This window comes from Methanoregula sp., from assembly GCF_035543475.1.
Classification (GTDB): Archaea; Halobacteriota; Methanomicrobia; order Methanomicrobiales; family Methanospirillaceae; genus Methanoregula.
The window spans coordinates 1-22663 of sequence record NZ_DATKKA010000021.1; the positions used below are offsets into that span (position 1 = coordinate 1).

Here is a 22663-nt window from a genome sequence, read left to right on the forward strand (position 1 = left end):
CCCGGGCGGACGGCCACGACCGATATCGTGCTCCCTGAGGATTACGCCATGGTGACACGGATCACCAAGCCCCACGCGGTCATCTCCCGGGCAGGGGACTGCTGGCAGATCGAGGACCGGGGCAGCCTGGGCGGGACCTACATCAACACGGAACTCTCTGCACCGTTCCACCCGACTTCCCTAAAGGATGGGGATGTCATCGACTGCGCACTGGGGGAGAGCGCGGCCCGGTTCCTGTTCATCGCTGATAAATAACCGGGCGGAATTACCCGGCCTGCCGGGCCCGAAAGTGAGGAGCTGGAAGATGCGAAGGGGAGATCGAAGCACTGTTTTTTCCGGGGTACTTTTTGCCCTGATCCTCATCCTTGCCACCGGGCCGGTATCCGCAAAGGTTGTTACCTACGGTACGAACGGCACCACCGGGACGATCCAGGACGTGATCGAGAACGCGAGCAACGGGGACAGTATCTTTCTTGCCGGCGGGACGTACGCGGAGAATATCGTTATCGACCGGTCCCTGGTGTTCGGGGCGCTCGATTCCGCAAACCCTCCGCGGATTATTACCGGCGGCTCCGGTGCCGGCCTTACGCTCTCCGCCGACGGCATCACCGTGAACGGCGTGTCAATCCTTGGCAATGCCTCCACCGGCCTTCTCGTGCTCTCGGACAACAACCGGATCAGCGGGATCACGGTCTCGGGACATGCTACAGGAATCGCCCTCAAATCGGCGTCCGACAATGTCCTTTCAGGGAACACCATCACGGAAAACGGGGTCGGTATCGATGTGGACCGCTCCTCCCGGTCCAACCGGATTTTCCTCAACACCCTCAACAATACGGTAGATGCGGTCAGCCAGTCGGGCGAGAATTTCTGGTCCTCAACCGGGCAGGAGTACCAGTACCGGGGCGGGAATTTCACCGGCCCGCTGGGGAACTTCTGGCAGGTGGCCGGTATTACCGATGCCAGCGGTGACGGGGTCGGTGCGTCCCCCTATACAATCTCCCCCTCCCGGCAACAGGACCAGAATGCCGTGGTGATCACCGATACCGCCCCGCTCGCCGCTCCCCCTTCGGCGTACACGGTCACCAAATCCGCACCGGACACCAATCTCACTGGCGGGACCGGTCAGTTCCCGCCGGGCGGACTGCCCTCTTCCCTGCAGCAGGGGGGTGTCCAGCCCACGCTTACTTTGGGAATCTCGGGCCAGTCCCCGCTCGCCGGTGGTCTCCCCTCCGGCCAGGGGCCACAGGGACAGCCCCCTAACCCGTTGATCGGTTTTCTTATCGGTTTCTGGTATCTGATTCCCGTAGCGATCGTGATCTCTGCAGCCTGTGGCATCTGGTACGAGCGGTCCCGCAGGAAAAAACACGGCCCGGCTCCCGCACCGGACCCCGCCCGGGACTCAAGAAACGCAACTATTGTGCAGAGCCCTGCCGGCCCGGCCGCAACGGCCCGGCCCGGTCACGAGTACGGTGCCCGCCTGCCGGCGGCCCTTGAGAGGAAGTACCCCCATGCCGAATATATCGCGGAGGGTGGGGTCTCCCGGGTCTTCCGGGTCAGGGACGAGAAGAACAACCGCGATGCTGCCGTTAAGATTCCGATCCGGTTCGACGAGGTGACCGGGACGCAGTTCACCAAGGAGCTTGCCATATGGGAAGGGCTCCACCACGCAAACATCGTGGAGCTGTACGCGGCAAACATTTTCCCCATGCCCTTTATCGAGATGGAATACGTGGCCTCGTCCCTTGCAGAGATGCATTTTCCCCTCCCCGAAGAAAAGGCCGTGTCAATCCTCATCGGGGTCGCAGAAGGGCTCCGGTACGCCCACGAACGGGGGATCGTGCACCGGGACATCAAGCCGGGCAACATCCTCATCGCTCCCGACGGGACGCCCAAGATCACCGACTGGGGGCTCTCCAAGGCCGAGGGGACAAAGCAGTCGGGCATCATCGGCTTCTCCCTCGAATACGCCGCCCCCGAGCAGCTGGCCCCCACGCTTTACGGTGAACCCGGGCCCTGGACCGATATCTACCAGCTGGGGGTCCTCTTCTACGAAATGCTGGCCGGCCGCGTGCCGTTTACCGGGGACGGTATGGGGGAGATCTCCCACGCGATCCTGCACGAAGAGCCGGTGCCGGCTGTCAACGCCGGCAGGCATGCGGACGCCATCAACGCGATCATCGGAAAATGCCTGAAGAAGAGGCCGCAGGACCGGTATCCCTCGGTCGCGGACCTGATCGCGGATCTCATCCGCCTCGGTTTTTCCGGGTGACCATCGGGCCACCCCCAGAATAAAAAAATAAAATAAAGATCCCCGGCCGGTTCCGGCCACGGATCATACTGTGCTTACGCGGATGATGAGGGTGTTCCCGAGGGCTTGCCTCCGGAAGGCATCGATCCTGAGGGCGGCGACCCGGAGGGTGCCGTACCGTTCATCATCCCGCCCGGTGGTGTACCCGACGGCATGGTGCCCGAGGGTGCAGTACCGGAGGATGCGGTGCCGTTTGCCATCCCGGCCGGGGGAGTCCCGGAGGGTGCGGTGCTGTTGGTCTGATCTCCCGCCGGAGGCGTTCCGGACGGTGTGCCGGCAGCTGCCTGCTGGTTGTCTGTTACGGACTGGGCTGCTGTACCGGAGGACGACGATGCGGTCGTGGAGCTCTGTGTACAGCCTGCAATCAGGATCACTGCGATGAGGAGTGCTGATCCGATCAGCATGAGTATCGTGCTCTTTTTCATGGTAGGTATCACCTGTTCCGGCAGGACCTCGGAGGGTATGCGATCTTGCCGGACTTCTGTGGGTAGATTCGTTGATCCTCTCCTCTGGGGAGAGATCAATCGCTCTCCTCCTTGTCCCCGGGTATATTATATTGGCTGCATGGGCCCGGTGTTATCCTTTCCCAACGGGGGATTAATTGAACCGGCTGGTGACAGATATCCCCCGGCCGCAAACCGCCTCCCTGTTTCTGGTCCTTGTAAGTTAAGCGTGATAAAAGAGGGTAGAAGGGGGATCGGGGGATCCCCAAGGGCCGCAAGGGTTCCGGTGGGCACTGCCAGAGGTCCCCTTCCGGGTCCCGCGGCCGGTGAAGAATGTGCTGCCCGCCTGTTATGGATCATCGGGGAGATCGGTCCGGGCAGCCGTTTGTATCCTTGTCGTGCTGGTACCTTCACTACGGTACCGGGTTTTTCCTGCCTTTCCTGATTGCATGCTCGTATTCTGTTTCTTTTTTTACGGGTGTTCCGGAGTTTCCCGGCCCATCCGTGGATCTGGTAGCAGTGCCGGGCGCGGGTTCGTGTCATATCCGTAAGCCTCTCTTCCCGCGCCGGGGATGTGATGCCGGCTTTTCTGCCTGCTGTCTGCTCTCTGCCCTTCACCTCCCGAAAGTGAGTGTTGTTTCTCGTCTTCACTCACCAGAATGGGGAGGGCGATGATACGTCATATAATCCCTGCATGGGCGGGGTGAAAATATGTACCCGGATCCGCGATTGGTTCAACCACCGGGTATAAGGTATCCGTACCCGGGCAGGCGGACAAAAAAGAGAGGGGCCGGCCGTGCTGTCCTTACCGGGGCCGGTGTTCCCTGCGACCCTGTGCCCGCGTTACCCGCACAGGCCTGGGTACCACGATCCGTGCAATGACCCGGCGGAGGTAATAGTTCATCAGCGCCGAAGGGGCTTTCTCTTCCATCACTCACTCCTCAGGGCATCGATCGGGTCCATGTTCGAGGCCCTCCATGCCGGGTAGACCCCCGAGATTACGCAGACCACCACGCCGATGAGCATGGCTGCAGGGACGTACAGGATGCTGGCCGGCTGGAAGAAGTACGCCGTCGTGCCGATCATCGCGTCCACTACGGAATACCCGATGACCAGGCTGGCGGCACCGCCGATCCCGGCCCCGAGGAGCCCGAGAATGAAGGCTTCATACATGAACATCCGGCGCACCTCGCCTTTTTCCGTGCCTATAGAGAGCAGGATACCGATCTCCTGGATCCGCTCGGAGACCGACATCATCATCACGTTGAAGATGCTCACCGCGGCAACAAGGAGCGAGATCCCCCCGATCGCCATAATGAACGTGGTCACCGTGGAGAGCGTTGAGGTCTCGGTTGCGAGCTGCGATGACGCATCCGTGATCCTTACTGCCGGGGTTTTTGCGTTGGTGTTGACCTTGTCATTTATTGCACTTTCAATGTCGCTGATGTTGTCGGTGTCTTTGACAATCACGTTCACCTGGGTCCACTCGTTCTTCCCGCCGTACTGGTCAGTATACCAGTTGCTGTTTACCACGACCGCGTTGTCCGTTGAGACCCCGTCAGCGACCGTTCCCCGGGATTGAAGAACACCGGCGATCCGGAGCTCAGGCCGGGAGGTGGAGTCAAAAGATCCGATCCGGATCCGGGTCCCTACCTTGAGGTTGAACTCCTGGGCAAGTTCTGACCCGACCAGGACCTCGCCTGTTCCGATCTCCGTTGTCCCGTTGCCATAGGTCTGGTTTAAGGTGAGGAACTTCCCGATATCACCGGGATCAATGCCGTAGATCTCTCCCCTGCCGGCAACGGAATTGATCGTGAATTCGCCGGTTGTGGAATAGATGGGGATTACCGTCCCGTTCGTTCCTACGACCGAGGTGATCTTTGTCAGCTCTGTCTTGGTCACCCCGGAAGCAGATGATGACGACGGGTTGAATCCAGGCGGCCCCATCCTGACCGTATCCGAGGATATAACAATGGTGTTTGCCGTTGCCGACAGCTGTTCTTTGACTTCCAGCTGCATGTTGGTGCCGAGCATTCCCATTGACGAGATTGCTACAACGCCGATCACGATGCCTATTGCCGCGAGCATCGACCGCAGGAAGTTCAGCCGCACACTCCGGACAGAGAGGTTAAAGAAGATGTCTCCTTTCATCATGATTCTGCAACCCTCCCGTCCACGAGCCTGATGGTACGGTGGGCGTACTCGGCGATATTAGGGTCATGGGTCACGATGATCACCGTCTTTCCCTCCCGGTGCAGCCCGCAGAGGATATCCATGATCTGGAACCCGGTCCTGCTGTCCAGATTCCCGGTCGGCTCATCGCAGAGAAGGATCTTTGGGTCGTTAACAAGCGCCCGGGCAATGGCCACGCGCTGCTGCTGTCCTCCCGAGAGCTGGGTGGGCCGGTGGGCGCTCATGTCCTTATCGATGCCCACTGCTTCGAGAAGCGCAGAGGCCTTGCCGGTCGTATCCCTTTTTTTGTATTTCAGGATAAGCGGGTATTCCACGTTTTCGTAAGCCGAGAGGAGGGGGATCAGGTAGAACTTCTGGAAGATGTACCCGATTGTATCCCGGCGCATGTGTGTCCGCTCGAGGCTGGAGAGCATTGCCACGTCTTTTCCGTCGATATACAGCTTTCCCGAGGAGGGGACATCAAGGATCCCCAGCTGGTTCATCATGGTTGATTTGCCGGAACCGGAGGGTCCCATGATAGCGACAAAATCATTCTCCAGGATCTCAAGGGAGACATGATCGAGAGCGGTAAAATCTCCGCTCTCCAGATGATAGGTCTTGGTCACGTCCACAAGCTGGATAACGGGAGTATCGGTCATATCCGATCCCTCACTGCTTCTTGTGCACTTTTGCGAGGATCCATTTCCGCTTTTTCCACAGGACAATGCCGGCAATAAGAATGACTGCGGCCCCTATCACCGGGTAGAACGCGCTGATCCCGCCACCCTTGCTTCCCGAGAAGAGCGAGGTGACGCTACTGCTGCTACTGCCACCCGGCCCTCCCATTCCGCCCGGGCCGCCGCTCATATCACCGGGGCCACCCATGGAATCCGTCGAACCGGAGGACGAGGTGGTCTTTGCGGTACTACTGCTGCCGGTGGCACTGCCTGCCGCACCTGAGGTGCCGAGATTGAGCGTCTTTGTAATATTATAGTCGTTTCCCGAGGAATCCTTCCAGCTGACGACCAGCGGGACGGCAGAGAGATCATTTGTGGTAAACGTAACATCGAAACTTCCGGAATCATCGGAAGCAATGCTGCCAATGGCATACTCCGGGTAGGTCCCGGTGGCAACGGCCGGCGACCCGACCGTGACAGTCACCCCGTAGGCGTTCGAGATCCCGGCATTGGTGACATCACCGGTGATCTCATCTGTCGTGCCTGACGAGGTGAGTTCCACATCGTTGACCACCGGCACGGCAGCGGTCTTGTCCTGGCCCACCGCTATAGGCAGGTCAACATCGGTATAATGGGTGTTATCCCCGACCTGGTAGCTGATATTAAAGGTAATATCTGTGCCCTGGTGGGGTGTGATACCGCAGATCACATCCGAGGAACTGCCGGCATCTATGGAGGGGACCAGTTCCACCGACGGGTTTGCATCAATCCCTGAACCCTCCGGGGTGATCACGACATTGTTAATATCCCCGCTCCGGGTGTTCATCAGGGTGAGCGTCACGTTCTGCTCGGCTTCAGGAGCAAACGAGGTCGGTTTCGAGGTGATGGCACCCGCCAGCGTGTTAGAACTGATCTTGATCTTTACCGGGTAATGGATGGCGTTCCCGTTCTGTGTGGCGATGGTAAAGAGCGCGAAATAGGTGCCGCACGGCGGTTTTACCACAAACGGGATCGTGTAGGTGAGCGTTGAGCCGGCACCGACGAAACTCATTCCTTCCCAGTCGTCGGACTGGGTACTGATATGTGAACTAATAAGGGTCGGGTCTTCCAGCCCGATCGCTGATGTACCGCTGTTGGTGAGGGTGACGGTAAGCGTTCCTTCATCCCCGGGGAAGTACTCCCCGGTATCCAGGCTGACATTCGAGACATAGACCAGGGCCGCCTGGTCAACTGATGTACTTGAACTTGATGATGAACTGCTGGTACTGCTCGTGGTACTGGATGTACTGGCAGATGAACTGTCCGCAGAGACCGCTGATACCAGTAACAGGATCAGCAGGCATCCCAGAATTCCCCATTGTATCTTCATGTTTACTCCTGTTTTTTTCCTTTTCCCGCGATGTTTTCCCGTTTTATCCGGGCGGGGCCGGGCGTTGTTTCGCGCAAGGCAATACCACCGCGGGGCTTTCTTTCCCTTCCCATCCCGGGCCGGAGAGATATATTGGCAGCATACCGGGCGGGGAATTATGCACAAAAACCGGGATATCCTTAACTCTGCGGTTCACTATACCGGGCAGTCCTGATTCAGTAATTTCATGTCGATAAAAAGCGGTTGGAGGTGGGAAAATCAGGTAAATGCGGATAAGCCCGAAGGAGATATCTCCGCTCTTGGGGGCTCCGGCAAGCCTTTCGCCCCCGCCGCCCGGCCGTCCCCCTTTTGCGATGATGCCGTATTACCTGAACGAAAAACAGGACAATTGCAGATCTATCTGTGTGAAGGAAACCCGGAGTGCATCGCTATCAGCGCCCCGCTCCCATCAGGGATTTGCGGGCGCAAAAAAGGGGAATGCAATAATTTTGTAAAGGGGTTCTTTCCCGGGCCTCCGTTCTTTTCAGGAGGAGAGCCGGGACGCAATCCGTTCCTGGAGACGCCGGCCGTGCGAACCGTTCCAGTACAGTTTCCCGCACCGGTCGCACCAGAAGAAGGTATAACTCTCCTGGTTGTGCGGGGCGTACCGGGCAGAGGCGATCTCGTCTTCAGTTGCCCCCCGGAGCACGGTGTTGCAGAGCGAGCACCGGCTCATGGGGAGGCGGTGTTCGACAAGGCCGAGATCCGCAAGCTGCCGTACCTGCGCGAGTACGTCGCCGGCCACCACGAGCACGGCCTGTTCCCCTCCCCGCCGGGCCAGCTCGTGGTCCCGGGTCAGGAGGATCCGGTGCTCGCGTGCTGCAAGACTGAGAAGACAGGTATCCTCATCGGGAGTGCCGGTCCCAAAGCCGTTTGCGCTGACCGTGTCGTAGCCCATGAACCGGAGGTACCGGGTGAGCGTGCCAAGCATCCTGTCGGCAAGAAACCGGGTCTCGGCAGGTTCAGGCATGGCGCACAATCTCGATCTTCTCGCCGCAGCTGCGGCACTTCCGGTCATCGAGGCCGGCGATCCGGCTTGAAAATCCCCGGCGCTCGATCAGCAGGGCACCGCAGGCAGGGCAGGTGGTGTTCTCGAACCGGCTGTGGGGCACATTTCCCACGTACGGGAACCGGAGGCCGAGTTCCTGTGCCCGGGTGCAGATCTTCTCGAGCAGGGCAGCCCCGGTCGCACCCCGGTCCGTCATCTTGTAGTCCGGGTGGAATGCGGAGAAGTGCATGGGGGTACCGGGGCCGAGGTGCTCGATCACCCAGCGGATGAGAGCCTCGAGCTCCTCCATACTGTCGTTTGCGCCGGGGATAACCAGCGTCACCGTCTCGATGTGCATCCCCAGTTCTTTTGCCACCACCGCAGAGTCGAGCACCGGCTGGAGGTGCGCCCCGCAGATCGTTTTATAGAACCCGTCCGTGAATGCCTTGAGGTCCACCCGGTACGCGGCGAGCATGGGGGAGAGTTCCCGCAGGGCCTCCTCGGTGATATAGCCGTTGGTGACATAGCAGGTCCCCAGGCCCCGGGCCCGTGCGAGCGTGCCCATGTCGAGGGTGTACTCGTGCCAGATCGTAGGCTCGTTGTAGGTCCAGGAGATGCTCGCGCTCCCGCTCGCGATTGCGCGGGCTACCCCCTCCTCCGGGGAAAGGGGCATCAGCCGGGCAGTGGTGCGATCGGCCTGCGAGATCTGCCAGTTCTGGCAGTGCTGGCACCGGAAGTTGCACCCGATGCCGCCAAGGGAGTACGAGAGAGTGCCGGGCAGGTAGTGGAAGAGCGGCTTTTTCTCGATCGGGTCTACCGCCTCGGCGCTTACCAGACCGTACGTGGTGGCATACAGGGTTCCGCCGGTGTTCTCCCGCACACCGCAGATCCCGTGTTTATTCTCGGCGATCGTGCAGCGGTGGTTGCAGAGCGAACACTTCACTGCCTTGTTCTCTTTTCTCTCGTACTGGCGCGCCTCGTGCATTCCCGATCACCGCCCGCTACCCGTCTCCTCCCCTGCTTCCGGGGTATCGTCGTCTATCTCGAGGACAAACGATCCCCGGTAGTTGCAGTCCTTGCAAAGGTACACCTGGCCCATGTATCCCCCGGCCACCGGGAAAATATTACGACCTTTGCAGACCGGACAGCAGAGCATGCGAATTCCTCCTTAGAACAACTCTATATGAGCATCCTGTACAAAAACTAGTGCGATGAAGACGGTCGTTATCTCGCTGGGCGGCTCGATCCTGATCCCGGAACTGGAGAACAACCGGATTGCGGCCTATCTCCCGGTCTTACAAGAGATCGCGGCTAAGCACCGGCTCTTCGTGGTTGTCGGGGGCGGGGGCGGCGCACGGGACTACATCGCGATCGCACGCAAGCTCGGTATCGATGAGGGCACCGCTGACGAGATCGGTATCCTTGTTACCCGGCTCAACGCCACGCTCCTGATTGCCGCCCTCGGGGAGGCCGCCTATCCCAAGGTGGCCGAGAGCCATTCGGAGGCAAAGAAATTCGGCGAGTCAAGAAAGATCGTGGTGATGGGCGGGATCACACCGGGACAGACCACCGATGCCGTTGCCGCGGTGCTCGCGGAACGGGTGCAGGCAGATGTCTTCGTGAACGTGACCTCGGTGAACGGGATCTACGATAAGGACCCAAAAAGCCACGCCGGTGCAAAGCACCATAAGACCCTCACCCCCCGGCAACTGTTATCCATCGTGAGCCAGGGAGGCCTCGGGGCCGGTTCACACAACGTGCTCGATATCATCGCCGCCCGTATCGTGGAGCGCAGCAGCATCCCGCTCGTGGTGCTCGACGGGACCCGGCCGGAGAACCTCTCTGCCGTCCTGCTCCGCGGGAAGGGCGACTGCTCGATCGTGAGCAGCACGAAGAAGAAAGTCCTCCCTCTCTGATCTTTTTTCATTCCGGCCAATGACAGGTATTTTTAGCGATCGTGGGAAATAGTACAGGATACGGGGTAGTAGGGTAGCCTGGTCCATCCTAGAGCGTTTGGGACGCTTTGACGGCGGTTCGAATCCGCCCTACCCCATGTGATGAATGCACAGGACGCCCGGCGGATCTATTCGCTTCTGGTAAAGCGCTACCCGGATGCCCGCGAGTCCCCGACAACAGTCTGCCGGGGCACACCGTTTGAGGTACTCATACTCACTATCCTCTCGGCCCAGACCACGGACAAGGCAGTCCTGAAGGTGAAGCCGGCGCTCTTTGGGAACTATCCCACACCGGAAAAACTCTCGAAGGCAAAAGTGAGTGACGTGGAGAAGATCATCCACAGCCTTGGCTACTATCATGCCAAGGCAAAAAACATCATCGCCGCATCAGCGACCATCATCAACACTTTTGGCGGGGAGGTACCGGGAACAATGGACGAGCTGCTCTCCATCCCCGGGGTGGGCAGGAAGACTGCAAACATCGTCCTCTATCATGCGCTGGGCAAAAACGAGGGGATCGCGGTTGACACGCACGTGCGCCGTCTCGCAGAGAGGATCGGGTTCTCGGATACGGATGACGTAAAGGTGATCGAAAAGGACCTCATGGCACTTTTCCCGAAAGCCGAATGGGGGGACCTCACGGACGTCTTCATCGCTCACGGGAGGACTACCTGCGATGCGAAAAAACCGCTGTGCGATGAATGCGTGATACAGAAATTCTGCCGGTACTACCGGGATTTATCCGGCGACCGGAAAACGGGCAAATCGTAAAAATGGGCATTCTGTTTTTTTAGCCCCGTTGTCATTTTTTTTAACTGCCGATCACAAGCCGGATGGCCTGGAACGCGCTGTACCCGATCAGTGCACTGATCGGGATGGTGAGGACCCACGCGATCACGATGCTCCGGGCAACGCCCCATTTCACCGTGCTTGCACCCATGGTCGTTCCCACCCCCATGATGGAGGAGCAGATCACGTGCGTCGTGCTCACCGGGATACCGGCAGCCGATGCGCCAAGGATCGTCGCAGCCCCGGCAGTCTCTGCCGCAAACCCGTGGACCGGGCGGAGCTTGGTGATCTTGTACCCCATGGTCCGCACGATCCGCCAGCCCCCGGCGAGGGTACCGAGCGCGATGGTGGTGTAGCAGATGATGATAACCCAGTATGGCACCGGAAGGTGGCTGGTATCTGCACTCGCACTGTAATACCCGATGGAGAAGAGGAGCGGGACGATGATCCCCATGGTTTTCTGGGCGTCGTTTGTCCCATGGCTGAAACTGTACGCGGCTGCGGAGCAAAGCTGGAGCCTTTTGAAGTACCCTTCGGCGGTCGGCTTGCTGGCCTTCCTTGTGATCCAGAGGATTGCGGCCATAAAAAGGAACCCGCAGGTAAGCCCAATCATCGGGGAGAGTACCATGAAGAGCGCCACCTGGCCCACCGTTGCCCACTTGATGGCAACGAGACCTGCAGCGGAGATGCCGGCGCCGGCAAGGCCCCCGATCAGCGCGTGGGATGACGATGTGGGCAGGCCAAAGTACCAGGTGATCAGGTTCCAGCTGATCGCCCCGGTGAGGGCGGCGAGGATGATGTACGGTATGATCACGGCTGCGACCACGTTGAGCTCTACGATATTTGCGATCGTGTTTGCCACCGCAACCCCGAAACCGAACGCCGCAAGGAAGTTAAAAAATGCTGCAAATACCACGGCGTTCCGTGGAGAGAGGACTTTTGTTGAGACCACCGTAGAGATCGAGTTGGCCGAGTCATGGAAACCGTTGGTAAAATCAAAGATCAGGGCGATGACAATGATCGCCACAATAAGGATCAGCGGGGCTTCGATCATGAGCTCCCTCCGTTTTGCGCTGTAGGCACCGCTGCCACCTCACGAGTGCCGGATGGCGATATCGGAAAGAACGTTTGCCACGTCCTCGCAGTAGTCGGTCGCCGTCTCAAGGTTCTCGTAGATGTCCTTGAGCTTGATGATCGCGATCGCGTCGTTGGTCCTGAAGAGATCGGTCACCGCATGGGCGAGCACGTCATCTGCTAGGTTCTCGAGGCGGTTTACCTCGATGCAGCGCTCCTCGACATACCGCGGGTCCTTGATCGAGCGGATCCCCTTGACCGCACCCTCGATCTCGACCGTGGAGAGGTGGATCAGCTTGGAGAGTTCCACCATGTGGGAATCGGTGTTGTCGATACCGTAGTAGAACATCTTCTCTGCCGAGCTGTCGATGTTGTCCATCACGTCATCGAGCGCCGAGGCTAGCTTGGAGATCTCCTCGGGGTCGAGCGGCGTAATAAAGGTCCGGTTCAGCTGCTCGTAGATGCTGTGGGTGATCTGGTCGCCCTGGTGCTCCAGCAGCTCGATTGCATGCCGTTTTTCCCGGACATTGGTGAAGTCCTCGCTTAAGACCACGAGCTGGTAGGCTGCCTCCCGCAATATTGCGGCCTGGTGCTCAAACATCTCGAAAAAGATCTTATCCTGCGGTATCAGAAGTTCCCGTAAACCCATACACAAACCCACTGGTAATCAGTCGGGAGACCTTAAAAAATATAGCGAAATATTGCGCTCACGGGAGAACTGGTGTGACCAGGGTAAGAACCATGTACCCGGCCCATGCACAGACCGCGGCAAGCGGAATGGTGATGATCCATGCGGTCATCATCTGGCGTACCACATCCCAGTGGACGGCATTTTTCCCCCGGGTGACACCGACCCCGACAATTGCCCCGCTGATCACGTGGTTGGATGAGACCGGGATACCGTGCGTGGTGACAAAGGCAAGCGTCGTGCTGCCGGACGTTCCTGCACAGAACCCCTGGTAGGGCCGGATCTTCGTGATCCCTTTGGCCATCCGGTCCACCACCTTCCAGCCGCCAAAGCAGGTGCCAAGGCCGATCGCGATCGCCGAGAGCAGGACCACCCAGGTGGGGACCGCAAAGGTGGCAAGGAGCCCGGCAGAGACGAGAAGCGCGGTGATCACACCCACCGCGTGCATCCCGTCGTTTGCCCCGTGGCCGGTGGCCTGGAAGAGACATGCGAGGACCTGGAGCGGGGTAAAGACCCGCTTCATCCGGTTCTGGCGCGAGGTCCGGAAGAGATGCGAGACGAGCAGGTCAAAGAGGAACGCGATGGTAGCGCCAAGCACCGGGGAGATGAAGATGAAGAGGACAACCACAAAGAGGCCGGTGAGCTTGAGGAGACCAAGGACCATCAGGATCGGTACGGCCATTGCAGCCCCGCAGACTGCTCCTACCATAAGGCCGAGCCGGACATCGCCATGCAGGGCGATCATAACAAAAAATATGATGATGGCGCCGATGAGTGCCCCAAAGAGACCCCATGCAAGTACGTGGAGGATCACGCTTTCTGCAGGAAGGATAACTGCTGAAAGACCGAAAGCGGCCACGCTCGCCCCGATGATCCCGCCGATCAGCGCATGGCTGCTGGAGAGGGGGATGCCGATCCGGGTGGCAGAAAAGACGAGCGTGATCGAGGCAAGCATCCCCACGATGATGGTTGCCGGGGTCATGGCGCCGGGAGAGACGATGGCGGTCCCGATGGTGGCGGCGACTGCAGTCGTGAACACAAAGGGCCCGAACATGTTGCAGACCCCGGTTAAAAAGACCGCTTTTCCCGGGGAGAGTGCCCTTGTCGCGACCACCGTTGCCACTCCCTGTGCTGCATCGGTAAGGCCGTTAAAAAAATTCAGCACCAGGGCAACGAAGATGCCAAACAGGATAACGGGGTCGTAGCCGGTCATGAATGGCTCATCGAGATGTCAGACAGTGCATGCCCGACGTCGTTGCACTTCTCCATCACTTTTCCCATGCTCTCGTAGATATCCTTGAGCTTGATGATCATGAGGAGGTCCTGTGTCTTGAACAGGTCGAGTACGGCCCGGGAGAGGAGCTCTCCCGAGAGGTTGTAGAGCCGGCTGATCTCCACGACGTGGCTGCTGACATCGGCCGGCTTACTGAGAGTGGAGAGCGCGTCCATGGCATCTGTAATCTCGTTGGCGGTCATCAGGATGAGGTAGGAATATTCCTTGAGCACGTCGTCTGACTGTGCCAGGCCGTAAGTGGCGATCTGGTGGGTGACCCAGTCGAGCTTGTCCAGCACATCGTCAAAGGCCGGGGCGAGGCGGGCGATCTCGTCGGGTTCGAGAGGCGTAATGAGCGACTCGTTGAGGCGCTCGTAAATGTGGCGGGTGGTCTCGTCGCCCAGGTGCTCGATCTGGCGCACCTTATGGGACTTTTCCGTACCCCCGGGGAGCTCGTGGGTGATCTCGTTTAAGGTCTCGGCTGCTTCCTTGATCTTTGCCGCCATATCCTTGAAAAGCGTAAAAAAGATCTGGTCTTCGGGCAGGATCAGGTCACGGATTCGCATGATATCAAAAATAACGAGAGAACCGGTAGTATAAATAGTATCCGTGGGAGTGGTGCCGGGCCGGGAACAAAAACCGTGCGATCAGAGATAATTTCTCACAAAAAGCGTTCCGGCAGAACAAAAAGGATGGACTGGGCGGGAATTGAACCCGCGGCCTCTCCCATGCCAAGGGAGCGTAATACCACTTTACCACCAGCCCGCTTTAACATTGTTGCACGGCATAGGTTAAAAGAATTGGGTGGGAGGTTCGCCCTGCCCGGGCCTTCCGGGTCAGGCCTTCGGGGTGGCCGGGACCTTTTTTTGCCCGCCGTTCTTCCCGTTCTTTTTTACCGGCTCCTTTTTTGCCCCCTCTTCCTCAATGGTGTGGCTGATCCACGCGAGCACCCTTTTGCGCGCCGCCTGCATATCGGGCTGTGTTACGATCCGGCCGGCGGCAATGCAGGGTTTTAAGAGCGGGGTGGCATTTGCGGGCGGAACCTGGCCCACGGGCAGGGTCCGGTGCTTCCCGCAGACCAGTTCGTACACCTGTTTTACTCCGCTGCGTTTGCCCCGTTTGGCTTTGGGCTTTTTCTCGATCTCCACGATGTCCATGGCAAAATCGATGACGGGGGCATTTGCGATTGCCCCGCCGATCCCGAACGCATCCACACAGTCCCGGTACGCGATCACATCCTCCTTTGTGACCCCGCCCGAGAGGAAGATCTTCACCTGCGGGTACCCGTGCGAGTCCAGCTCCCACCGGACCTCCTCGATGATGGCCCGCATGTTCCCCCGGCGGGAGCGGGGGGTGTCGAGCCGGACCGCGGAGGCGCCGCAGTCCGCGGCCCGCAGCGACTCGGTCTTCTCGTCGCAGTAGGTGTCGCAGAGCATAATGCGCGGGACGTCTTTTGGGGCGTCGCGGTCAAAGGCACGCCACGCGTCCTCGGGCGTGGGAAAACACATCACCATCGCGTGCGGCATGGTGCCGACCACCGGCATGCCGGCCGGCGCGCAGGTGTTGGAGACACCGTCCGCGCCCCCGATCCACGCGGCCCGCTCGATCATGGTCGCGATTGCCGGGTGCTGCCGACGGGATCCGAAGGAGTAGACGGGCCGGCCCTTTGCTTCGCACATGATATGGGCGGTTGCCGATGCGATCCCGGAGGCGTGGCAGAGAAATCCGAGGATCGCGGTCTCGTACCGGCAGAAGTCCCGGTAATGCCCGGTGATGCGCAGCACCGGTTCGCCCGCAAAAAAGAGCGTTCCCTCCGGCATGGCCTCGACGGTTACCGGCAGCCCGGAGAGAAGGGCCACCACGTCGGCCATACCGCAGATGATGCCCCATGTGTCGGGGAGCGCTGCCGCGGTCACCTCCATGGACACGAGCGGGTTTATCTTTTCCTTCCCGAGCACTTCCCCGGTGCGGACAAAGTAGATGTCCGTGCACTCCCCGCGTTTTATCATTTCATCGCTGACGGTATCGAACAGGCCCATGAGAAGAGTGTGGGGCCGGGACGTTCTTTACGTTTACTGGCCGGCCCTGATCCCCCGGCGCCAGTTATTTGTGCCGGGGCACACAACCTCTCCTTTCGATAATCCATGGTCCGGCACATACCTGTATCCCGGTCTCCGGTCCGTCCGTGCGGGGGGCGCGCCTGATGCTTGGCATCATTGGCGGGACGAGCCTGCTCTTCTCGACGCTTCCGGAATTAAAAAAGGATGACGTGGCCACGCCTTTTGGCAGCACCGAGCTCCTCTGCGGCGATATCGTCATGCTCATGCGCCACCAGCACGGCCTGCCGCCGCACCGGATCAACTACCGGGCCAACCTTGCCGCCATGGCGATCGCCGGCGTTGACCGGATCGTTGCGTTCGGCTCCACGGGGTCGCTCAAAAAGGAGATCCCGCCCGGGACCCTCATGATACCCACCGATTACGTGAGCGTGACCGATATCCCCTCCATCCACGACAACGCAATCGAGCATGTCCGGCCGGAGCTCTCGCAGGCACTTGCCCGGAAACTTGCATCCGTAGTCCCGCAGGCCCGGCTCGGGGGCATTTATGTCCAGACCCGGGGGCCACGGATCGAGACGGTGGCGGAAGTGGCGGCCCTCTCACAGATCGCCGATGTCGTGGGAATGACAGTGGCCTCGGAAGCAACGCTTGCCTGCGAACTCGGCATGGAGTTTGCCGCGCTCTGCACCATCGACAATTATGCAAACGGCCTGGGGACCGATGTGCTCACCTTCGACCACATCCTCTCCACCTCGAAGGCCTACAGCCAGAGGACCGGGGAGATCCTTGGGGCGATCATTAAACAGATGGGATAGGAACAAGGGAGGTTAGTGCATGATTACTCAGGAATCCGCAGATATTTTCGAGAAGAAAAAATCGATTCTTCTCACGAACGTCAACGATGGCACCGGCATGGTGGACATCTTCATCGATGCATCGGAGACCATTACCGACATCGGGCACGAGATCCGCAAGCGCCACCGGGGCGAGGCGGAGTATATTATCGAAGGCGACGGCGCACTCGTGCTGCCCGGGCTTTCCAACACCCATACCCATGCGGCGATGTCGCTTCTCCGGGGCTACGCGGACGACATGATCCTGCAGGACTGGCTCTCCCAGAAGATCTGGCCGCTCGAAGCCCACCTGACCGGCGAGGACGTGTACTGGGGCACGAAGCTTGCCTGCCTTGAGATGATCCGGACCGGGACCACCGCCTTTAACGATATGTACTTCTTCATGGAGGACGCCGCCCGGGCCGTGGACGAGGCCGGTATCCGGGCCCTGCTCTGCTACGGTTTTATCGATCTCGGCGATGCGGCAAAACGGGAACACGAGTGCCGGGCCACCGAGGCGCTCGCGGCTCATATCCGGAAACTTGCCAATCCCCGGATCCACGCCGCTACTGGTCCCCATGCGCCCTACACGGTCTCGCCCGAGGGCCTGAAATGGTGTGCGGAGTTTTCCCGCGAACAGGATATCCCCCTCCACATCCATCTTTCAGAGACGGAGAAGGAAGTAAACGACTGCGTTGCGCAGCACAAAAAACGGCCGGCAGCGCTGCTGGACGAGTGCGGTGTCCTTGGCCCGAAGACGATCGCGGCGCATGGCTGCTGGCTGGACGACGCCGAATGTGCGCTTTTGGGCAAACGCGGCGTCTCGGTCTCACACAACCCGGCGAGCAACATGAAGCTTGCCACCCACCGTGCCCTGCCTTACCGCGAACTCGTTCACGCCGGGGCAAACGTCTGTCTGGGGACTGATGGCTGCGCCTCGAACAATAACCTCGACCTCTTCGAGGAGATGAAGATCGCGGCACTCCTCCAGAAGTTCTTCTGGAACGATCCGACCATCCTTGCAGCCCCCGCGGCCCTTGCCATGGCAACGACAAACGGGGCAAAGGCGCTTGGCTTTGGTGCCGGGACGCTTACCGCCGGGGCACCGGCCGATCTTATCCTCGTTTCGAACCGTATTCCCTGCAACACGCCGCTGCACAATGCAGCCTCGAACCTGGTCTATGCCTGCAGCGGGGCTGCCGTGGAGACCACGATCTGCGCCGGCCGGGTGCTGATGCTGGAGCACGAGATCCCGGGCGAGGCAGAGATCCTTGCCGGGGCGTCCCAGGCTGCCGCGCAGCTGGTAAAGCGTGCGCAGTCCACGGCGTAGAAATGTGGTGTCAAATCCGACACATCTTTACCATTTCGCACCGAACCGGTGACGTATGACGCACTGTGACGATCACCCGCATGAACACTCAAAGACCTGCCGTGTCTGTAAATCCGAGTACTGCCATGACTGCCACCCTTCTTATCTCGGGATCTGTGAGAAGTGCTCGTATAAGATCCTGATCGTGCTCGTCGTCATCATGGTGATCCTGTCGTATATGGCCTGGTTCGGCGTGGTGCTGTAACAGGACTTTCCCCACCTTTCTCTTTCCCCGGACCTGTCCGCCATGACTCCCGATGCCCCTGCCTCCCCGGATTCTGCCTGCACGGACCCGGCGATCTGCCGGACGCCGGCCTTTGCGGTCTCTCCTACGGAAAAGCGTATTGTCCTTCTGATTGCCATCCTTGCCGGGTTCCTCACTCCCTTTGACGGCTCGGCGGTCAATATCGCGCTCCCCACGATCGGCTCCGCGTTCCACATGGACGCCATATCGCTCTCCTGGGTGGCGACCGCGTACCTCCTTGCCTCGGCCCTCTTTTTAGTCCCCTTCGGGAAGCTCGCCGACATTTACGGCAGGAAGAAGATTTTTCTGTGGGGGATCTGCGTCTTTGGTGCAGCCTCGTTTATCATGACCCTTGTGGCCACCGAACAGCAGATGATTGCCGTACGGGTTATCCAGGGGATCGGGGCGGCCATGATCTTTGGCACCGCGATTGCCATCCTGACAGCCGTCTTTCCCCCGGGCGAACGGGGAAAGGCACTTGGGATCTACATCACCTCCGTGTACCTGGGCCTCTCCCTCGGGCCGTTCTTTGGTGGCATCCTGACCGACATCTTCGGCTGGCGCAGTATCTTCTACATCAACGTGCCCATCGCGATCGCCGCCGCGGTCCTGATTGTCTGGAAGCTCCGGGGCGAATGGGCGGAATGCGTTGGTGAGAAATTTGATCTCACGGGGTCGCTCATCTATAGTTTCGGCCTGATCGCGCTCATGGTCGGCTTCTCTGTACTTCCCGACGTAAGCGGGGGCGTGCTCGTGGTCGCCGGTATCGCGCTCATCGCTGCATTCGTGTGGTTTGAGCAGCGGCTGCCGAACCCTGTCCTGGATATGCAGCTCTTTTTCAGGAGCCGGATCTTTGCGTTCTCGAATATCGCTGCACTGATCAATTATTCCGCTACCTATGCGGTCGCTTTCCTGCTCAGCCTCGACCTCCAGTACACCAAGGGGTTCTCGGCGGAATATGCCGGGTTCATCCTTATCGCTGCGCCGTTTTTCCAGATGATCGTCTCCCCGTTTGCGGGGAAGCTCTCGGACAAGCATGATTCCCAGGTGCTTTCGTCGCTGGGTATGGGGCTGACCGCACTCGGGCTCTTCCTCTTTGTCTTCCTCAACGAGTCGACCCCGCTCTGGTACATCATCGCGGTGCTTATCATCCTCGGTGTCGGCTTTGGTCTCTTCTCATCACCGAACATTAATGCGATCATGAGCGCGGTGGACAAGCGGTATTACGGCGTTGCATCGGGCATCAACTCCACGATGCGGCTGCTAGGCCAGATGCTCTCCATGGGGATTGCGATGATGATCTTTGCTATCGTGATCGGGCAGGTGGAGATCACCCCCGCGAACTACCCGCAGTTCACCCAGAGCCTGCACTGGGCATTTATCCTTTTCACGGTGATGTGCGTTGCCGGGATCTTCTTCTCCCTTGCCCGGGGAAAACAGGAGAGGCCGGCAGGGATGGGGGAATAAGGTTTTCTCACCTTTTATCTGGCACGGGCATTTCGTTTGAAAACTACCGGAAGTTTCACGTGTGCGGATTGCGATGGCTCCCCGCCTCAGGGCCCCTCGCGGGGCACGGCGGGACAGGACGGTTTTTGCACACTGAAAGGTTCAGGTTGGGTAGCCGGCCATTGTCCGGATGATATTGTTCTCCGTCCCTCGCCCGCCGCGGGGGCGTTTGCGATAGTCCCCTTAAAGAGTCCGAAACATTTCAAAAATGTACATTACCCGTAAAACATTCGCCAAAAAAGAAAATTGCGGGAAGACCTGCTTCCCTATCTTTACGCTGTCTTGATGTTCTCTGCCGCTTCGAGCCCGAGTTTCTTAATCGATTCTTCGCGCATCAGGTACTTCTGGATCTTGCCGGAGATATTGATGGGGAAATCGTTGACAAACATGACATACCGCGGGATTTTGAAGTGAGCGATCTTTCCCTTGCAGTAATCCTTCACATCCTGCTCGGTCATGGTCTGGCCCGGCTTCATCTTCACCCATGCGCAGAGCTCCTCGCCGTACTTGATGTCCGGTACACCGACCACGTACACGTCAAAAATCTTCTCGTTGTGGTGGAGGAACTCCTCGATCTCCCGCGGGTAGATGTTCTCCCCGCCCCGGATCACCATGTCCTTTAACCGGCCAACGATCTTGAAGTAGCCCTCCTCGTCCATCGTAGCGAGATCGCCAGTGTGGTTCCAGCGGTCCTTGTCAAGCGTTGCGTGGGTGGCCGAAGGGTTGTTGTAATAGCACTTCATCACGCAGTAGCCCCGGGCGCAGATCTCGCCAATCTCCCCCATGGGCACGATCTTTCCGGTCTTGGGGTCGATGATCTTGAGCTCGGTGTGAGGGAAGGCCCTCCCGACGGTGGTGACCCGGCGATCGAGCGGGTCTTTCGTGGTGGTCATCGTGACGCCGGGCGAGGTCTCGGTCTGGCCGTACACGATCACGATCTCGCTCATATGCATCTGGGTGTTGACCTGCTTCATCACCTCAATCGGGCAGGGGGAGCCGGCCATGATCCCGGTCCGCAGCGAGGTGAGGTTGTACTTTGAAAAGTTGGGGTGGGTGAGCTCGGCGATGAACATCGTGGGGACACCGTGGACAGCGGTGCAGCACTCTTTTTCGATGGTCTTTAAAACTTCCTCGGCATCGAACGTGGGGCTGGGTAATACCATGGTCGTGCCGTGGGTGGCACAGGCCATGTTGGAGAGGACCATGCCGAAGCAGTGATAGAACGGGACGGGGATGCAGAGCCGGTCTTTATTGGTAAACCGCATGCCTTCGCCGATGATGTAGCCGTTGTTGAGGACGCTGTGGTGGGTGAGGACAACGCCTTTGGGGAATCCCGTGGTGCCGCTTGTGTACTGGATGTTGATGGGGTCATCGAAGGTAAGGGCCTCGCCGCGCTCTATGACCTCATCCATGGTGATCTCCTCTGCTTTTTCAAGGAATTCGTCCCAGGTGAACGTGCCGTTGTATGGGATGTTGCCCATGAAGATGACATTCTTCAGGAAGGGAAATTTCTCCACCGAGATCCGTCCGGGCTTCTGCTCGTAGGCCTCGGGACAGGCCTCGTAGAACATGCCGACATAATCCGAGGTCTTGAACCGGCCCTGCAGGATGAGGGTCTGGATCTCTGCCTGCTTGAGGACGTACTCGAGCTCGTACGTGCGGTAGGCGGGGTTGATGTTCACCATGATCGCCCCGATTTTTGCAGTGGCAAACTGGATTACAACCCATTCGGCATGGTTCATCGCCCAGATGCCGACACGGTCGCCTTTCTCCACGCCCATCCCCATCAGGGCGCGGGCCACCTGGTTGATCCGTTCGAGGAATTCCCGGTAGGTCCAGCGGATGTTCTGGTGAACGGAGACAATCGCCTCGGTCTCCGGGTAATTTGCCGCTATATGGTCAATCATCTCCCCCATCGTCATTCCCATCAGGGGGAATTCCGATGTCCCGCACGTATAGCTGCCCTTGTCCATCGTAAAATATGGAGTAATAAGAGGATATATGGCTGATGGCCGGAATGGGGAGTGGTGCAGTGGCACGCCACCGGGCCGGTACCGGTGGCTTTGATCGGAGTGATCCCCGGGATACGGGGTGAAACTGAGCCGGGGTTCCTTCAGGTGCAGGGTTATTCCGGGGAAAACAATTAAATTTCGTCAGCACGATTTTGTACAGTCAGCTGTGCCGGATGGCGCTTCATGATGGGCGGGGTTGTGGCCAAGCCCGGAATGGCGACGGGCTCCAGCGGTCTTTGCGTTCTAACACGTGCTCGCAGATGATGAACAATGGGTCTGCTGAATTGATGATGATCCGTTGGAGCACTGATGCGCATGTCGGAGAGACCCGTCGATCGTGAGTTCAAATCTCACCAACCCCACGTTTTCGTGATGGTCTTTTTTGCGAGCAGAGCGAGCCGCCCATATTATACCGCCGGTTGTTCCGAATCCGGGGCAGGTATCCTTCACCGGAACGATGGCTCCTGCCGCCCCTGAAGGGACACCCCCGCGGTGGGCAAGGGACTAAAAATACTTTACAATGGATCAGGGCCGGACAACAGAAACCCTGTTGGAGTTATCGCGGAGAAAACTTCCTGCCCCGCCGTGTCCCGGAGGGGGCTGAGGCGGGAGGGCATTGTAATTCCGGATAATTATGGGGGATTTTCCTTTACGATTACGTATCCTGAACTGGTGATCATTGCATCCCCCGTATACTTTATCGGCCGGCATAGCAATCCCCTTTTATGAGCGCTGAGCTGCACGTTGTCGATGCCTTTACCGGTTACCCGTTCCGCGGGAACCCCGCCGCGGTCTGCATCCTGGACGGCCCTGCCGAACCGGGCTGGATGCAGCAGGTGGCAGCCGAACTGAAACACTCGG

The 22663-nt window shown here is 59.1% G+C and carries 23 protein-coding genes and 3 tRNA genes; 11 read left to right on the forward strand and 15 right to left on the reverse strand.

What is annotated here, in order from left to right:
• Positions 1-255, forward strand: a 255-nt coding sequence (locus VMS83_RS06905) for an FHA domain-containing protein (protein ID WP_325411190.1), incomplete at its 5' end; no start/stop codon positions are given.
• Positions 256-304: 49 nt separating this feature from the next.
• Positions 305-2272 (forward strand): protein kinase domain-containing protein, encoded by a 1968-nt coding sequence (locus tag VMS83_RS06910; protein WP_325411192.1) that lies wholly within the window; start codon positions 305-307, stop codon positions 2270-2272.
• Between the two features lie 74 nt (positions 2273-2346).
• On the opposite strand, the gene VMS83_RS06915 is transcribed toward VMS83_RS06910, so the two are convergent.
• The 8 genes from VMS83_RS06915 to VMS83_RS06950 form a co-directional block, all read right to left on the reverse strand.
• Positions 2347-2736 (reverse strand): hypothetical protein, encoded by a 390-nt coding sequence (locus VMS83_RS06915; protein ID WP_325411194.1) that lies wholly within the window; start codon positions 2734-2736, stop codon positions 2347-2349.
• An 823-nt stretch (positions 2737-3559) separates the two neighbouring features.
• Entirely contained in the window at positions 3560-3685 is a 126-nt protein-coding gene (locus tag VMS83_RS06920; RefSeq protein WP_325411196.1) for a hypothetical protein, read from the reverse strand.
• Positions 3685-4908: an ABC transporter permease gene (locus VMS83_RS06925; RefSeq protein WP_325411198.1), complete on the reverse strand. Its 1224-nt coding sequence runs from the start codon at positions 4906-4908 to the stop codon at positions 3685-3687. Before VMS83_RS06925 ends, VMS83_RS06920 begins: the two co-directional genes overlap by 1 nt.
• The gene (locus VMS83_RS06930) at positions 4905-5585 is read right to left on the reverse strand and encodes an ABC transporter ATP-binding protein (RefSeq protein WP_325411200.1); all 681 of its coding nucleotides are present in this window, start codon (positions 5583-5585) and stop codon (positions 4905-4907) included. The genes VMS83_RS06925 and VMS83_RS06930 overlap by 4 nt, the downstream gene beginning before the upstream one ends.
• 10 nt (positions 5586-5595) lie before the next feature.
• A complete protein-coding gene (locus VMS83_RS06935; protein ID WP_325411202.1) occupies positions 5596-6972 on the reverse strand; it encodes a hypothetical protein in 1377 nt (458 codons plus the stop codon).
• 523 nt (positions 6973-7495) lie between these two features.
• On the reverse strand, positions 7496-7981 hold the full coding sequence (locus VMS83_RS06940) for a Mut7-C RNAse domain-containing protein (RefSeq protein ID WP_325411204.1): 486 nt from the start codon (positions 7979-7981) through the stop codon (positions 7496-7498).
• A complete protein-coding gene (amrS, locus tag VMS83_RS06945; RefSeq protein WP_325411206.1) occupies positions 7974-8984 on the reverse strand; it encodes an AmmeMemoRadiSam system radical SAM enzyme in 1011 nt (336 codons plus the stop codon). The genes VMS83_RS06940 and amrS overlap by 8 nt, the downstream gene beginning before the upstream one ends.
• Positions 8985-8990: 6 nt before the next feature.
• Positions 8991-9155: a hypothetical protein gene (locus tag VMS83_RS06950; RefSeq protein WP_325411208.1), complete on the reverse strand. Its 165-nt coding sequence runs from the start codon at positions 9153-9155 to the stop codon at positions 8991-8993.
• A gap of 55 nt (positions 9156-9210) precedes the next feature.
• Between VMS83_RS06950 and pyrH the strand changes: the two genes are divergently transcribed.
• The 3 genes from pyrH to nth all read left to right on the forward strand — a co-directional run bounded on the left by pyrH (position 9211) and on the right by nth (position 10725).
• Positions 9211-9915, forward strand: coding sequence for a UMP kinase (gene pyrH / locus VMS83_RS06955; RefSeq protein WP_325411210.1), 705 nt, complete (start codon positions 9211-9213; stop codon positions 9913-9915).
• A 62-nt stretch (positions 9916-9977) separates the two neighbouring features.
• Positions 9978-10052 (forward strand) — tRNA-Pro (locus VMS83_RS06960).
• Positions 10053-10056: 4 nt separating this feature from the next.
• Positions 10057-10725: an endonuclease III gene (gene nth, locus VMS83_RS06965; protein WP_325411211.1), complete on the forward strand. Its 669-nt coding sequence runs from the start codon at positions 10057-10059 to the stop codon at positions 10723-10725.
• A gap of 40 nt (positions 10726-10765) precedes the next feature.
• Here the strand turns inward: nth and VMS83_RS06970 are convergent, their stop codons facing one another.
• The 6 genes from VMS83_RS06970 to VMS83_RS06995 form a co-directional block, all read right to left on the reverse strand.
• The gene (locus tag VMS83_RS06970; RefSeq protein WP_325411213.1) at positions 10766-11797 is read right to left on the reverse strand and encodes an inorganic phosphate transporter; all 1032 of its coding nucleotides are present in this window, start codon (positions 11795-11797) and stop codon (positions 10766-10768) included.
• A gap of 39 nt (positions 11798-11836) precedes the next feature.
• Positions 11837-12466, reverse strand: coding sequence for a DUF47 domain-containing protein (locus VMS83_RS06975; protein WP_325411215.1), 630 nt, complete (start codon positions 12464-12466; stop codon positions 11837-11839).
• A 58-nt stretch (positions 12467-12524) separates the two neighbouring features.
• The gene (locus VMS83_RS06980; RefSeq protein ID WP_325411217.1) at positions 12525-13718 is read right to left on the reverse strand and encodes an inorganic phosphate transporter; all 1194 of its coding nucleotides are present in this window, start codon (positions 13716-13718) and stop codon (positions 12525-12527) included.
• Entirely contained in the window at positions 13715-14344 is a 630-nt protein-coding gene (locus VMS83_RS06985; protein ID WP_325411219.1) for a DUF47 domain-containing protein, read from the reverse strand. Before VMS83_RS06985 ends, VMS83_RS06980 begins: the two co-directional genes overlap by 4 nt.
• Positions 14345-14471: 127 nt before the next feature.
• Positions 14472-14543: transfer RNA gene (locus tag VMS83_RS06990), tRNA-Ala, on the reverse strand.
• A 71-nt stretch (positions 14544-14614) separates the two neighbouring features.
• A complete protein-coding gene (locus VMS83_RS06995) occupies positions 14615-15817 on the reverse strand; it encodes a nicotinate phosphoribosyltransferase (protein ID WP_325411221.1) in 1203 nt (400 codons plus the stop codon).
• Between the two features lie 164 nt (positions 15818-15981).
• On the opposite strand from VMS83_RS06995, the gene VMS83_RS07000 reads away from it, so the two are divergent.
• From VMS83_RS07000 to VMS83_RS07015, 4 genes are read left to right on the forward strand one after another with little or no spacing between them, the layout of a single operon-like run.
• The gene (locus VMS83_RS07000; RefSeq protein ID WP_325411223.1) at positions 15982-16653 is read left to right on the forward strand and encodes an MTAP family purine nucleoside phosphorylase; all 672 of its coding nucleotides are present in this window, start codon (positions 15982-15984) and stop codon (positions 16651-16653) included.
• 19 nt (positions 16654-16672) lie between these two features.
• Positions 16673-18001: an amidohydrolase family protein gene (locus tag VMS83_RS07005; RefSeq protein ID WP_325411225.1), complete on the forward strand. Its 1329-nt coding sequence runs from the start codon at positions 16673-16675 to the stop codon at positions 17999-18001.
• Between the two features lie 55 nt (positions 18002-18056).
• Complete coding sequence (locus tag VMS83_RS07010) at positions 18057-18245, forward strand: hypothetical protein (RefSeq protein WP_325411227.1); 189 nt, start codon at positions 18057-18059, stop codon at positions 18243-18245.
• Positions 18246-18287: 42 nt separating this feature from the next.
• Positions 18288-19751: an MFS transporter gene (locus VMS83_RS07015; RefSeq protein ID WP_325411229.1), complete on the forward strand. Its 1464-nt coding sequence runs from the start codon at positions 18288-18290 to the stop codon at positions 19749-19751.
• A 311-nt stretch (positions 19752-20062) separates the two neighbouring features.
• Here VMS83_RS07015 and VMS83_RS07020 read toward each other — a convergent pair whose 3' ends face one another.
• Entirely contained in the window at positions 20063-21763 is a 1701-nt protein-coding gene (locus VMS83_RS07020) for an AMP-binding protein (RefSeq protein ID WP_325411232.1), read from the reverse strand.
• 231 nt (positions 21764-21994) lie between these two features.
• Here VMS83_RS07020 and VMS83_RS07025 point away from each other — a divergent pair.
• Together VMS83_RS07025 and VMS83_RS07030 are read left to right on the forward strand one after the other, a co-directional pair.
• Positions 21995-22164: transfer RNA gene (locus tag VMS83_RS07025), tRNA-Trp, on the forward strand.
• Between the two features lie 363 nt (positions 22165-22527).
• Positions 22528-22663, forward strand: a 136-nt coding sequence (locus VMS83_RS07030; RefSeq protein WP_325411234.1) for a PhzF family phenazine biosynthesis protein, incomplete at its 3' end; no start/stop codon positions are given.

Bases quoted from the DNA above. Each gene is read 5' to 3' on its own strand.
- amrS (WP_325411206.1), bottom strand. From the start codon at position 8,984: ATGCACGAGGCGCGCCAGTACGAGAGAAAAGAGAACAAGGCAGTGAAG.
- VMS83_RS06985 (WP_325411219.1), bottom strand. From the start codon at position 14,344: ATGCGAATCCGTGACCTGATCCTGCCCGAAGACCAGATCTTTTTTACG.
- VMS83_RS06915 (WP_325411194.1), bottom strand. From the start codon at position 2,736: ATGAAAAAGAGCACGATACTCATGCTGATCGGATCAGCACTCCTCATC.
- VMS83_RS07005 (WP_325411225.1), top strand. From the start codon at position 16,673: ATGATTACTCAGGAATCCGCAGATATTTTCGAGAAGAAAAAATCGATT.
- VMS83_RS06940 (WP_325411204.1), bottom strand. From the start codon at position 7,981: ATGCCTGAACCTGCCGAGACCCGGTTTCTTGCCGACAGGATGCTTGGC.
- VMS83_RS06980 (WP_325411217.1), bottom strand. From the start codon at position 13,718: ATGACCGGCTACGACCCCGTTATCCTGTTTGGCATCTTCGTTGCCCTG.
- VMS83_RS06975 (WP_325411215.1), bottom strand. From the start codon at position 12,466: ATGGGTTTACGGGAACTTCTGATACCGCAGGATAAGATCTTTTTCGAG.
- pyrH (WP_325411210.1), top strand. From the start codon at position 9,211: ATGAAGACGGTCGTTATCTCGCTGGGCGGCTCGATCCTGATCCCGGAA.
- VMS83_RS06950 (WP_325411208.1), bottom strand. From the start codon at position 9,155: ATGCTCTGCTGTCCGGTCTGCAAAGGTCGTAATATTTTCCCGGTGGCC.
- VMS83_RS07010 (WP_325411227.1), top strand. From the start codon at position 18,057: ATGACGCACTGTGACGATCACCCGCATGAACACTCAAAGACCTGCCGT.
- VMS83_RS06925 (WP_325411198.1), bottom strand. From the start codon at position 4,908: ATGATGAAAGGAGACATCTTCTTTAACCTCTCTGTCCGGAGTGTGCGG.
- VMS83_RS07000 (WP_325411223.1), top strand. From the start codon at position 15,982: ATGCTTGGCATCATTGGCGGGACGAGCCTGCTCTTCTCGACGCTTCCG.
- VMS83_RS06935 (WP_325411202.1), bottom strand. From the start codon at position 6,972: ATGAAGATACAATGGGGAATTCTGGGATGCCTGCTGATCCTGTTACTG.
- VMS83_RS06970 (WP_325411213.1), bottom strand. From the start codon at position 11,797: ATGATCGAAGCCCCGCTGATCCTTATTGTGGCGATCATTGTCATCGCC.
- VMS83_RS06920 (WP_325411196.1), bottom strand. From the start codon at position 3,685: ATGGAAGAGAAAGCCCCTTCGGCGCTGATGAACTATTACCTCCGCCGG.
- VMS83_RS06910 (WP_325411192.1), top strand. From the start codon at position 305: ATGCGAAGGGGAGATCGAAGCACTGTTTTTTCCGGGGTACTTTTTGCC.
- VMS83_RS06930 (WP_325411200.1), bottom strand. From the start codon at position 5,585: ATGACCGATACTCCCGTTATCCAGCTTGTGGACGTGACCAAGACCTAT.
- nth (WP_325411211.1), top strand. From the start codon at position 10,057: ATGAATGCACAGGACGCCCGGCGGATCTATTCGCTTCTGGTAAAGCGC.
- VMS83_RS06995 (WP_325411221.1), bottom strand. From the start codon at position 15,817: ATGGGCCTGTTCGATACCGTCAGCGATGAAATGATAAAACGCGGGGAG.
- VMS83_RS07015 (WP_325411229.1), top strand. From the start codon at position 18,288: ATGACTCCCGATGCCCCTGCCTCCCCGGATTCTGCCTGCACGGACCCG.
- VMS83_RS07020 (WP_325411232.1), bottom strand. From the start codon at position 21,763: ATGGACAAGGGCAGCTATACGTGCGGGACATCGGAATTCCCCCTGATG.